Origin of the sequence: Lentzea sp. CA-135723, assembly GCF_050936595.1 — a bacterium.
Taxonomy (GTDB): domain Bacteria; phylum Actinomycetota; class Actinomycetes; order Mycobacteriales; family Pseudonocardiaceae; genus Lentzea.
This window is the reverse complement of sequence record NZ_JBNJMK010000001.1, coordinates 5,824,942-5,836,566: the sequence shown is the minus strand read 5'-3', so window position 1 is coordinate 5,836,566 and position 11,625 is coordinate 5,824,942. Positions and strand designations below refer to the sequence as shown.

Here is an 11,625-nt window from a genome sequence, read left to right as displayed (position 1 = left end):
GCCGCGCCGACCGTCTTTCGAGCGGGTCGTCGCGGCTAGATAAGGAGCAGGCGGGCCGTGCTCATGTCGTCAACGGTATCAGCGCAGGGCAAGCGCGATGAACTGGGTGACCTGGGACGCGCTGAAGTTGTCGTCCGAGACCAGCCACAACGTGCCGTCCGGGCCCCAGGCCATGCCTTCGAGGTTGTCCGGCTTGGTGAAGGTGCCGATGTCGGCCAGGAACCGCTTCTTGTTCTGCAGCGGCCGGTACTCGAAGAGGCGGACCTTGTTGCCGAGCGTCGGGCTGAACGACCGCTCCAGGACGAGGTAGACACCGGGGGAGCGCTCCAGGATCGCCGTCACGCCCGTGCTCGCGTCCGCCGCGAACAACGGCTCCTGCTGGTAGCGGTAGGTCGCGACCGGCCGGCCCGTGCGGGTCTGCACGAAGACGCGGCTGACGGCGCCCTTCTCGACCGTCGCCGGAGGTTCCGTGACGAGAGGACCTTCGAGCGCGGTGACGACGAGGGTGCCGCCGAGCGCGAACGTGAGGCCTTCGAACGCCTGGTTCTGCCGCGGCCCGGACTCGGGCTTCATCTTGAGCGACTCCGGCGTCGGCAGCGCCTGCTTGAAGCTGCCGTCCTTGCGGCTGAACTGCACGGACGGGTCGATGAGCGTGGTCGGCGTGCGGTCGCCCTCCTGGCTCCACAGGAGGTCGCCGGTCCACGAGTCGACGCGGACGTCCTCCGGGTCGACGGTGCCGGGCGCGTACGGACCGTTCGGGCCGGTCAGGGAGCGCGCGGCGGTGAACTCGACCTTCGACCGGTCGAGCCTGCCCTCGTAGAACCGGGGCGCGACCCGGTCGTCGCTGATCAGGATCCACTTCCTGGAACGCGGGTCGTAGTCGAGACCGGAGATGCCGCCGACCGTCGTACCGTCCACGACCAGGCCTTTCGGCAGCACGTGCTGGCCGAGGAACCGGACTTCGGGGCCGTGCGCCTGCGCCGGAACGGCGAACAGACCGAGCATCACGGGGACGAGCAGGAGTCGTCTGAACATGGCGCTCAGCACACCTGACCGGGGTGACTGGAGGGTGAACTGAGGATTCGCCTTACCCTCATGGGGTGAACATCGTGCTGTCGGTCGTCCTGGGTGTGCTCGGCGTCGCTCTCGGCGCGGTCGGTCTGCTGGGTCTGCAGGGCAAGCTGCGCCGCAACCGCTACGTCGGCGTGCGCACCGCCGCCGCCGTGCGTGACGAGGAGACGTTCGCTCTGGCCAACCGCGTCGCCGGCGTGCCGAACGTCGCGGCGGGTGTCGTCGCGGTCGTGTCCGGCGCCATGGCGTTCGTGATGGCGGACCTGGCGGTGACGGCAGGGATCATCGGGCTGGTCGGCGCGCTGGTGATCGCGTTCGCCGGTGGCGTGATGGGCAGCAAGGCCGCGGCCATGGTGCCGGAGCCGGTCCAGCCGAAGGGCTGCGGCGGGTGCGCCTGCGGTGGCGGCGGCTGCTCGCCCCTCGCTGGGCTCTAGAAACCTTCCGAACAGGCCGGATCACTCGATGATCCGGCCTTTTTCGCACGTTTCACGTGAATCAGTTGTCCCGGACGTCCTTCGGGTAGGTCGCGAGCAACGCCAGCGGCATGCCCTGGCGGCGCAGCACGCGGCCCCACAGGTCGACGTTCGCGCCCACCAGCACGTCGTCGGCCAGGCCGGTGACGACCATCCAGTCACCGCGGTCGATCTCGCCCTGCAGCTGCCCCTCGCCCCAGCCGCTGTACCCCGCGAACACCCGCAGGCCGCGCACCAACGGCATCAGGTCGTCCGGGTCGGCGTCGAGGTCCACCAGCGCCACCGGGCCCTGCACGCTGACGAGGCCTTCGACGGTCGACGGGTCGGTGCCGGGCTTCAGCGCGGCCAGGCACAGCGCGGTCTTCTGCTCCACCGGGCCGCCGATGTGGATGGCCTGCGGCTTGGTGACGTGCTCGCCCCACGGCGGGAGCACGTCGTGGACGGCCACCTCGGACGGTCGGTTCAGCACGACGCCGAGGGTTCCCTCGGGGCGTTGGTCGATGATGTAGACGACGGTGCGTGTGAAGTTCGGGTCGTTCAGGCTCGGAGCGGCCACCAAGAGGGAGCCTGGCTCGACTTCGACTTCGTCATCGGGACGCACGTCACCATGAAATCACCCGTGATCGCCGGAACAACTCAGGGCCGCGCCCCGTTAGACTGAGGTGTCGGATGTCTTTGTGTCCCCCGGGCTCAACAGACAACCGCCTTCGCGGAATACCGTTCGGCTGGAGCCGCGTAGTGCAACGCGCCGTGAGGCGACCTGGCATCCGGCACCAGGGGAGCCGGACCGTGAGGTCCGGCTTTCGTGGTTTTCACCACCACGCGCATAGAGTGCAACGGTGACAACGCTTGCGGTGGAGAAGCACCACTGGGGATCACGCCGGTTCCTCGGCATCCCCGCCTACCGCAGACTCCTCGCCACCAGACTCGCCTCGCAGTGGGGCGACGGGCTCTTCCAGGCCGGACTCGCCGGGGCCGTGCTCTTCAACCCCGAGCGGCAGGCCGATCCGCTGGCCATCGCGACCGGGTTCGCCGTCTTGCTGCTGCCGTACTCGGTCATCGGGCCGTTCGCCGGCGCGTTGCTCGACCGGTGGGACCGCAAGAAGGTCATCGTCGCCGCGAACATCACGCGGGCCGTGTTCGTGCTGCTCACGGCCGGTGCGGTCGGGGCGGGGCTGAGCGACCTGCCGTTGTACGTCTCCGCGCTCATCGTCATGGGCATCGGGCGGTTCGTCGGGGCGGGGCTGAGCGCGTCGCTGCCGCACGTCGTGCCGGAAGACCACCTGGTCGAGGCGAACGCGCTGGCCACGACGGCCGGCGCGATCATGGCCGTGGTCGGTGCCTCGTGCGCGATCGGGTTCCGGACGATCCTCGGCGCCGGTGACGGCGGGTCCGGGTGGACCACCAGCATCGCCGTGGTCGGGCTCCTGACCAGCGCGTTCATCGCCAGCCGGTTCAAGCCCGGGGTGCTCGGGCCGGACGAGGTCGACGAGCCGAACAACGCGTTCATGGCCGTCGCGCGCGGTCTGCTGGACGGCGCCAAGGCCACCTGGCGGACGCCGAGCGTCACGGCAGCGCTCGCCGCCGTGCTGGCTCACCGGGCCGCGTTCGGCATCAGCCTGATGATCACGTTGCTGCTGATGCGCTACAGCCTCGAGGACGTCGGCATCCTCAAGGCGGGCATCGGCGGGCTGGGCGAGGTCGCGGTCGCCGGCGGTGCCGGTGTGCTGCTCGCCGGCATCCTCACCGACCGGATCGTCGACAGGTTCGGCGTGACGCGCACGGTCTGCGGAGCGTTGCTGCTGAGCGCCGCCGCCCAGGTCGGCCTCGGGCTGCCGATGACGCTGCCGACCATCCTCGCGGCCAGCTTCTTCGTCATCTTCGCCGGTCAGATCGTCAAGCTGTGCGTGGACACCGCCGTGCAGCACGACATCCCCGACGAGGTGCGCGGCCGCGTGTTCGCCCTCTACGACACGCTGTTCAACGTCGCCCAGGTCACCGCGGTGACCATCACGGCGATGGTCGTCCCGCTCAACGGCCGCGCCCCCGTGCTCATGCTCGCGGCCGCCGCGCTCTACTTCGTCGGCCTGGCCGGCTTCCTCACGTTGTCAGCGCGGAAACGGCAGGTGCAGCATCCCGGCCTCGTGCGCGAAAACGACAGCAGCCACTCGATCGGGTAGATCCAGGCGACGCAGGATCTCCGCCACCTCGTCGAGCACCCGTCGCTGCGCGAGACCCAGCACGCGCGCGATCTCGTGGTCGGCGTGACCGCGCGCGATGCACCTCAGCACCGCGCGCTGGTCGTCGGTCAGGACGGCCAGGTCGTACACCGCCGGACCTGCGAAAAGTCGTTGAGAAGACATCTGCACCACCCCCATGCGCCCCCTGGCGCACTTCACATGGTGCCGCGCCCCGCTGACACTTCGCTAACGCGGGGATTGCATTCACTCACGATGAGTAACTAGGCCGGAGGGGTGATCCCCTGTTCGCGCGCCCAGTCGAGTAGCGCGGCCTCCGCCTCGTCGCGCTCCAGCGGCCCGCGGTCCAGCCGCAGCTCCTTGAGGAACTTCCACGCGGCACCGACCTCGCGGCCCGGCGGCAGGCCGAGCAGCTTCATGATCTCGTTGCCGTCGAGGTCCGGACGCACGCGCGCCAGGTCCTCTTCGGCCGCGATGCGCGCGATGCGTTCCTCGAGAGAGTCGTACGTCCGGCGCAGCAGGTTCGCCTTGCGCTTGTTGCGGGTCGTGCAGTCCGCACGGACGAGCTTGTGCAGCCGGGTCAGCAGGTCACCGGCGTCGGTCACGTACCGGCGCACGGCCGAGTCGGTCCACTCGCCACCGCCGTACCCGTGGAACCGCAGGTGCAGGTAGACGAGCTTGGCGACGTCCTCGGTGATCTCCTTCGAGTACCGCAACGCCCGCAAGCGCTTGCGGACCATCTTCGCGCCCACGACCTCGTGGTGGTGGAACGAGACCCCGCCGCCGGACTCGAACTTCCGGGTCGCCGGCTTGCCGATGTCGTGCAGCAACGCGGCGATCCTCAGCACCAGATCGGGTGACTGATCAACATCTTCAAGATCAATTGCCTGTTCCAGCACAACCAGCGAGTGGTCGAAGACGTCCTTGTGCTGATGATGTTCGTCGATTTCCAGCTTCATGGCCGTGAGCTCTGGCAACACGATGTCCGCCAGACCCGTCTCGACCATGAGCTCGATGCCGCGGCGGGGGTGCGCCCCGCACAGGAGCTTCGACAGCTCCACCTGCACGCGCTCCGGCGTGATGCGGGTGAGCTCGGCTGCCATCGACCGCATCGCCTCGACGACGCGCGGCGCCGCCGTGAAGCCGAGCTGGGAGACGAACCGGGCCGCGCGCAGCATGCGCAACGGGTCGTCGCCGAACGACTCCTGCGGGGTCGCCGGGGTGTCCAGCACGCCCTCGCGCGCCGCCTGCAGGCCGCCTGTCGGGTCGACGAACTCGGAGGCCGCGATGTCGAACGCCATCGCGTTCACGGTGAAGTCGCGCCGGACCAGGTCGCCGTCGATCGAGTCGCCGAACGTGACCTCGGGGTTGCGGGTCACGCCGTCGTAGACGTCCGCGCGGAAGGTCGTGATCTCGATGATCTCGCCGTGCTTGGACGCCCCGACCGTGCCGAACGCGATGCCGGTGTCCCACTGCGCGTCGGCCCAGCCCTTCAGCAGCCGCTGGATCTCGGCGGGCCGGGCGTCCGTGGTGAAGTCGAAGTCGTTCGTCGGGCGCGCCAGCACGGCGTCGCGCACACTTCCACCCACGAGGTAGAGGCGCTTGCCGTCGGCGGCGAACCGGGCGGCGAGTTCGGCGACGACAGGTGTGATGGCGGGCTTTTCCACCACCGCATTCTGCTGGAGCGATCGAGACACGAGAAACCAGCGTACTTAAGCTTCGTAAGTACGATCGGCCGTATGCCCCCGTCAGCCGCACGTTCCGGAGGATCCAAGCCGGGGCGCCGCAAGAGGCGCCGGGGCCGGAGGCTCAAGACCGTCGACGAGACGTCGGCGGGTGGCCTGGTGCTCGACGGCGAGCAACGGGCCGCGGTGATCGGCAGACTTGACCGGCGAGGCCGGTTGCTGTGGTCTTTGCCCAAGGGTCACATCGAGGCCGGCGAGACCGCGGAGCAGACCGCGGTGCGCGAGGTCGCCGAGGAGACCGGTATTCATAGCAGGGTGCTGCGCCCGTTGGGGTCGATCGACTACTGGTTCGTCGCGGACGACCGCCGGGTGCACAAGACGGTTCACCACTTCCTCCTCGAAGCGACGGGGGGAGAGCTTTCCGACGAAGACGTGGAGGTCACCGAGGTGGCGTGGGTGCCACTCGGCGAGCTGGACGGGCGGTTGGCGCATGCCGACGAACGCCGTCTGGTGCGCCGAGCCGCCGAACTGCTCGCCGACCGCTGCCGCAACGGGGCGGGGCCGGCGTGAGCCTGAGGAAGCTCGTCTGCACAGCCGCCGCAGTCGCGTTCGTGGTGATCACGGCACCCCCAGCGGGTGCCCAGCAGTCACAACCGGACGAGATCGACGCGCTGCCGTTCATGCCCGCGCCCGCCACCCAGGTGTGGGCGACCAGATCTCTCTCCGCCCAGCCGGGCACGGCGTCGCCGCAGTTCGTGCGGCTCGACATCGACCAGCTCACCCCGCGGTTCGTCACGAGCGACTCGCCGGGCACCGTCAAGATCACCGGCAAGATCGTCAACGTCGGCGACCGCAAGGTGTTCGACATCGTGCTGCGGCTCGAACGCGGTGAGCCGCTCGGCTCCGAGGACGACCTGCGCAAGGCGTTGCGCGAACCGGCAGCCGCCGAGGCCGTGCAACCGAAGTTCACCCCGATCACGAGCGAGCTCGACGCCGGCGCCCAGAAGGACTTCACGCTGGAGGTGCCGCTGCGCGGTACCGAGCCGACCTCGCTCGAGGTCGAGCAGCCCGGCATCTACCCGATCCTCGCGAACGTCAACGGCAGGCCGGACTTCGGCGGCCAGGCGCGGCTCGCGGCGCTCTCCACGCTGCTGCCCGTGCTCGGCGTGCCCGGCGGCGAGACCAAGGCCAAGCCGGGCGCGGGCGCGAAGCTCACGATGCTGTGGCCCATCGCGGACCGCCCGCGGCTCGTCCGGCTGGGCGAGGAGGGCGAGTCCGAGCTGATCGACGACGAGCTCGCGACGTCGCTCTCGGTCAACGGCAGGCTGTACGGCCTGTTGCAGGCCTACGAGCAGTCGATCTCGCAGATGAGCACGGCGATGTGCCTCGCCATCGACCCCGACCTGCTGCGCACCGTCCAGGCCATGAGCACCGGGTACAAGGTGCGCGGCGGCGAGGACGGCAAGGGCAGGTCCGAGGCCAAGCTGTGGCTCGACCGGCTCAAGCTCGCCGTCTCGGGCCGGTGCGTCGTGGCCCTGCCGTACGCCGACGCCGACCTCGTGGCGTTGAACAGGGCGAAGCTCGCCACGATGCGCACGCTCGCGGTGACCGACGGCCCGAAGCTCATCCAGGACGTCCTGTCCGTGCAGCCGCTGCCCGACCTGGTGTGGCCCGAGGACGGGGTGCTCGACCAGTCGACGTTCGACGAGCTGGTCACCCCGCAGCCGGACAAGAAGTACCCCGGCGCGAAGTCGTTGCTGCTCGACCCGACCGGTGTCTCCGACGCTCCGGGCACCGCGCCCGCGGGCATCGCCGGCAAGAACCCGGTCACCGCCGTCCGGATCGACTCGATGGTCTCCGACGCGCTGCTGGGCAGCGAGTCCCGTCCGCGCACGCTGTCCGGGGCGGCCGCGCCCTTCGAGAGCCAGCCGGTGTCCGTGCAGAACGCGCTGGCGGTGCTGGTGTTCCGCGCCGGGTGGCAGGGCGACGGCCGCAACGTGCTGATCGCGCCGCCGCGCCGGTGGCAGGCGCCGATGTCGGAGATGACCGAGTTCCTGACGACCGCGCAGAAGCTGCTGACCGGCGGATACGCGACGCAGACCGGCCTGTCCGAGCTCACCTCCGCCATCCCGGAGACGACCACCGCGAAGATCACCTACCCGGCCGAGGCCGGTGCGCGGGAGGTCTCGCCGACCATCACCGACTCCGTGACGGACCAGAGCATCGAGCTCAACGGCCTGGTCGCGGCCATGCAGCAGGAGGACAGCGCGCACGCGTCGCCGTCCGACCTCGCCGACCCGCTGTGGCTCGGGCTGCTGCGGGTGATGTCGGGCGCGTGGCGGGGCAACGAGCAGGGCGCGCAGGCAGCGGCCCAGGTCAGCCAGGGCGAGCTGAACGCGTTGACCGGCATGGTCGGCGTGACCCAGCCGAACAGCCCGATCCTGCTCGGCTCCGGCGACAGCCCGATCCCCGTCACGATCACGAACAAGCTCGACGTGCGCGTGACGGTCCGGATCAACCTCGCCGACACCCCCGGCATCCGCAAGCTCGACCTCGCCGACCAGGTGCTTCCCGCCCGCGGCGAACGCGTGGTGCGGGTGCCCGTCGAGGTGCTGCGGTCCGGCCGGTTCCCGGTCAACGTCCGGCTGACGACACCCGAGGGCGTTCCGCTGGGCGACACTGTCAAGCTGGAGGTCTCGTCGTCCGCGTACGGCACGATCACGGTGATCATCACGATGATCGCCGGCGTCGCGCTCGTGCTGCTCTCCGGACGCCGGATCTACAAGCGGGTCCGCGCTCGCAACGGCGAGAACGGCGAAGCACCGTCCATCGAGAACGTCACACCGGAGAAGTCGAGCGCGTGAGCGAGACAGCCACGACCACCCAGCCGGAACAGCAGAAGCAGGAACCATCGGTCGCGCGAGCCAGCGGATCGATGGCGATCGCGACGATCGTCAGCCGTGCCACGGGCCTGCTGTCGAAGGTGCTGCTGATCGCGGTGATCGGCGCCGAGACACTCGGTGACTCGTACCAGGCGGCCTCCACGCTGCCGACCATGATCAACGAGCTGCTCCTCGGCGGCGTGCTGACCAGCGTGGCGATCCCGCTGCTGGTCCGCGCCGAGAAGGAGGACGGCGACGGCGGCGAGTCGTACGCCCAGTGGCTGATCTCGATGGGCACGCTGATCCTCGGGATCGGCACGGTGCTCGCGATGGCCTGCGCGCCGTTGCTCACCGACATCTACGTCTCCGACTCACCGGAGGCGAACCCCGAGCTCGTCACGGCGTTCGCGTACCTGGTGCTGCCGGGCATCGTGTTCTACGGCCTGACGGCGCTCCTCAGCGCCGTGCTGAACGCACGGCACGTCTTCGGCATCCCCACGTGGGCGCCGGTGCTGAACAACGTCGTCGTGATCGGCGTCCTCGGTGTCTACGCGTTGCTGCCGGGCGAGCTCACGCTCAACCCGGTCCGGATGACCGACACGCACCTGCTGGTCCTCGGCCTCGGCACCGCGCTCGGCGTGCTCGTGCAGGCGTCCGTGCTGTTCCCGGCGCTGAAGAAGACCGGCTTCAAGTTCAAGTGGCGGTTCGGCTGGGACTCGCGGCTGTCGGAGTTCGGCAGCCTCGCGTTCTGGGTGCTGCTCTACGTCGGCCTCGGCCTCGCCAGCATGACCGTGCTGACGAACGTGGCGACGAGCGCGAAGGGTGCGCTCGTCGCGTTCAACTACCAGTGGCTGATCGCCCAGGTGCCCTACGGCGTTCTCGGCGTCTCGCTGCTGACCGCGTTGATGCCGAAGATGTCGCGGGCCGCGGCGCACGGGGACAACGAGTCGATCGTGCGCGACCTGCTGTTCGGCAACCGCATGTCGGCGATCCTGCTGATGCCGTTCAGCGCGTTGCTGACGGTGTCCGGCCTGGCGGTCGGTCTCGGCGTGTTCGCCCTGGGCGCCTCCGGCGTCGACGGCGGCACGAGGATCGGGCTCTCGCTGGCGCTCTCGGCGTTCGGCCTCGTGCCGTACGCGATCACGCTGCTCCAGCTGCGGGTCTTCTACGCGATGAAGGACGCCCGCACGCCGACGCTGATCCAGGCGTTGATCGTGGCGGTGCGCATCGGGCTGCTCTACCTGTTCCTCGGCATCTCCACGCCGGGCGACGCCTCGCAGCTCGCCGTCGGTGTGTCGCTCGCCATGTCGCTGAGCTTCGTCTTCGGTGCGATCGTCGGCCAGGTCTGGCTGCGGATCCGGCTCGGCCGGCTGCGCACCGGGTTCACGATCTGGACCGTCTGCCTGACCGTCGTGGCCTCGTCGCTGGCCTTCGGCGTGGCCAAGGGCGTGAACTGGCTGGTCCAGGACCTGGTCGGCTTCTCGAACGTCATCGTGTCGAGCTGGGTCGAGCTGGTGCTGGTGACGGTGATCGGGCTGCCGCTCGCGTTCGGCCTTTTGGCGGCGTTCCGGGTACCCGAGATGCAGCCGGCCATCGCGAAGATCAACCGTTTGGTGCGGCGACGGTGACCCCGGTCCGTGAGCGCCGTCCCGTACCCTCGTTTCCGTGAGTAGCGGAGTCCACGCCGCCCTGGTCCCCGGCGGCGTCATCGGCAACGGCCGCTACCGGCTGCTCGCCAAGTCCGGAGCAGACGCCCGGTCGAACGCCGAACTGTGGCGCGCGCGGGACGGTCAGCTCAACCGGGACGTGGCGCTGACGGTCCTGGTGGGCAACCTCGCGGACAACGAGGCAGCCGCCCGTGCCCGCCGGACGGTCGAACGCGCGATGCACGCGTCGTCGTTCACGCACCCCGGCGTCTCGCGGGTGATCGACGTGCTCACGCCCGGCACCGGCATCCGTCCCGACGAGGGCATCCTCGGCATCGTCATCGCCGAGTGGACCCAGGGCACCGACCTGATGGACCTCATCGCGGAGGGCCCGCTGCCGGCGGGCGCCGCGACCCGCCTGCTCGAACCGCTGGGCGCCGCCATCGAGGGCGCGCACCACGCCGGGCTCGTGCTGGGTGCCGACCACCCGCAGCGCATCCGGGTCACCTCGGACGGCCGGCTGCGCCTCGCGTTCCCCGGTCCGCGGCCGGACGCGATCGCGCGCGACGACGTCAAGGGCCTCGGCGCGATCCTGTACCTGCTGCTCACCGGCCGGTGGGCGCTGCCGAACGGTCCGCAGGGCGTGCCGATCGCGCCGACCGGGCCGGACGGGTCCGTGGTCGCGCCGAACGCGTTGCACCCGTACCTGCCGCACGACCTGTCGTCCGTCGCGGTCCGTTCGCTGGAGGACACCTCCGTGGGCGGCATCCGGACGTCGGCGGCGATCCTGCAGGTCCTCGACCAGATCGCGGCCGAAGAGGCCCAGACGTCGCTGATCCCGGCCGTGTCGTCACGCGACGATGACGACGACCAGGTCGTGTGGACGACGCAGAAGCCACGGCAGGACAAGCAGCAGAAGAAGAAGCTGTGGATCAGCGTCGCGGTCCTGGCCGTGGCCACGCTGACCGTGATCGTCTGGCTGAGCGTGCAGATCGTCGGCTTCTTCAGCGACGAGCCGTCCAGGGGCGGCGGCCCGACCGTGGTGATCAACCAGCCCGGTTCGAACGGCCAGACCGCGCCACCGCCCGCACCGGCGGGCCCGGTGCAGCCCGCGGCGCTCGGCGTCTACGACGTGACGAACCAGCCCGACAACGCGAACCAGGCGAGCAGGGCGGCGGACAACAACGCCGGCACGTTCTGGCGGACGGACAACTACTTCCAGCCGTTCCCGGCACTCAAGCCCGGCATCGGCCTGATGGCGTCGTTCGCGGAGCCGGTGAAGCTGGCGTCGGTCACGATCACCTCGCCGAGCAAGGGCACGAAGGTCGAGATCCGGGTGGCGTCCGCGCTGGACTCGCCGCTGGAGGAGACCAAGGTCATCGGCGTCGCGGACCTGTCCGACGGGCAGACGCAGATCCAGCTGAACGAGCACGAGCCGACCGGGCACGTGCTGATCTGGATCACGCAGCTGGCTAGTTCGGGCGGCGGCAAGAACCAGTCGGAGATCCGCGAGGTCCTGTACACGAGGGCGCAGTGACGTCGGCCGCTGAGCAGGCCTGATCGAGTGACGCGAGGTCGTGTCGGTCGTCCGGTCAACCGCTCGTGCCGAAATCGGCGAAGCCCATTTCGGCACGAGCGATTCGGGCGGACGACCGACTTTTCGACGACCT

Annotated in this window: 10 protein-coding genes; 6 read left to right on the top strand and 4 right to left on the bottom strand. The window is 69.8% G+C overall.

Translation table 11 applies throughout. From position 1 onward, the window contains the following. Positions 1–78: 78 nt before the first annotated feature. Positions 79–1,035 (bottom strand): esterase-like activity of phytase family protein, encoded by a 957-nt coding sequence (locus ACQEU1_RS26890; protein ID WP_433207235.1) that lies wholly within the window; start codon positions 1,033–1,035, stop codon positions 79–81. Between the two features lie 65 nt (positions 1,036–1,100). On the opposite strand from ACQEU1_RS26890, the gene ACQEU1_RS26885 reads away from it, so the two are divergent. Next, positions 1,101–1,505: an SdpI family protein gene (locus tag ACQEU1_RS26885; RefSeq protein ID WP_433207232.1), complete on the top strand. Its 405-nt coding sequence runs from the start codon at positions 1,101–1,103 to the stop codon at positions 1,503–1,505. Positions 1,506–1,566: 61 nt separating this feature from the next. Here ACQEU1_RS26885 and ACQEU1_RS26880 read toward each other — a convergent pair whose 3' ends face one another. Continuing rightward, positions 1,567–2,145 carry a YqgE/AlgH family protein gene (locus ACQEU1_RS26880; RefSeq protein ID WP_433207229.1) on the bottom strand — a complete coding sequence of 193 codons (579 nt, stop codon included), beginning with the start codon at positions 2,143–2,145 and terminating at the stop codon, positions 1,567–1,569. Between the two features lie 238 nt (positions 2,146–2,383). Here ACQEU1_RS26880 and ACQEU1_RS26875 point away from each other — a divergent pair, with 238 nt between their 5' ends. Continuing rightward, positions 2,384–3,724 (top strand): MFS transporter, encoded by a 1,341-nt coding sequence (locus ACQEU1_RS26875; protein ID WP_433207226.1) that lies wholly within the window; start codon positions 2,384–2,386, stop codon positions 3,722–3,724. Here ACQEU1_RS26875 and ACQEU1_RS26870 read toward each other — a convergent pair. Further along, complete coding sequence (locus tag ACQEU1_RS26870) at positions 3,653–3,907, bottom strand: response regulator transcription factor (RefSeq protein ID WP_433207223.1); 255 nt, start codon at positions 3,905–3,907, stop codon at positions 3,653–3,655. The genes ACQEU1_RS26875 and ACQEU1_RS26870 overlap by 72 nt on opposite strands. Positions 3,908–4,005: 98 nt before the next feature. Then, positions 4,006–5,439 carry a CCA tRNA nucleotidyltransferase gene (locus ACQEU1_RS26865; RefSeq protein ID WP_433207220.1) on the bottom strand — a complete coding sequence of 478 codons (1,434 nt, stop codon included), beginning with the start codon at positions 5,437–5,439 and terminating at the stop codon, positions 4,006–4,008. A 42-nt stretch (positions 5,440–5,481) separates the two neighbouring features. Here ACQEU1_RS26865 and ACQEU1_RS26860 point away from each other — a divergent pair, with 42 nt between their 5' ends. Genes ACQEU1_RS26860 through ACQEU1_RS26845 form a run of 4 tightly spaced genes read left to right on the top strand, consistent with a single transcriptional unit; the run spans position 5,482 to position 11,492 of the window. Next, complete coding sequence (locus ACQEU1_RS26860) at positions 5,482–5,997, top strand: NUDIX hydrolase (RefSeq protein ID WP_433207217.1); 516 nt, start codon at positions 5,482–5,484, stop codon at positions 5,995–5,997. After that, positions 5,994–8,291 carry a DUF6049 family protein gene (locus ACQEU1_RS26855; RefSeq protein ID WP_433207214.1) on the top strand — a complete coding sequence of 766 codons (2,298 nt, stop codon included), beginning with the start codon at positions 5,994–5,996 and terminating at the stop codon, positions 8,289–8,291. Before ACQEU1_RS26860 ends, ACQEU1_RS26855 begins: the two co-directional genes overlap by 4 nt. Then, positions 8,288–9,937, top strand: coding sequence for a murein biosynthesis integral membrane protein MurJ (gene murJ, locus ACQEU1_RS26850; protein WP_433207211.1), 1,650 nt, complete (start codon positions 8,288–8,290; stop codon positions 9,935–9,937). The genes ACQEU1_RS26855 and murJ overlap by 4 nt, the downstream gene beginning before the upstream one ends. Before the next feature lie 37 nt (positions 9,938–9,974). Continuing rightward, positions 9,975–11,492 (top strand): protein kinase family protein, encoded by a 1,518-nt coding sequence (locus ACQEU1_RS26845; protein WP_433207208.1) that lies wholly within the window; start codon positions 9,975–9,977, stop codon positions 11,490–11,492. Positions 11,493–11,625: the final 133 nt, after the last annotated feature.

Bases quoted from the DNA above. Each gene is read 5' to 3' on its own strand.
- ACQEU1_RS26890 (WP_433207235.1), bottom strand. From the start codon at position 1,035: ATGTTCAGACGACTCCTGCTCGTCCCCGTGATGCTCGGTCTGTTCGCC.
- ACQEU1_RS26860 (WP_433207217.1), top strand. From the start codon at position 5,482: ATGCCCCCGTCAGCCGCACGTTCCGGAGGATCCAAGCCGGGGCGCCGC.
- ACQEU1_RS26870 (WP_433207223.1), bottom strand. From the start codon at position 3,907: ATGTCTTCTCAACGACTTTTCGCAGGTCCGGCGGTGTACGACCTGGCC.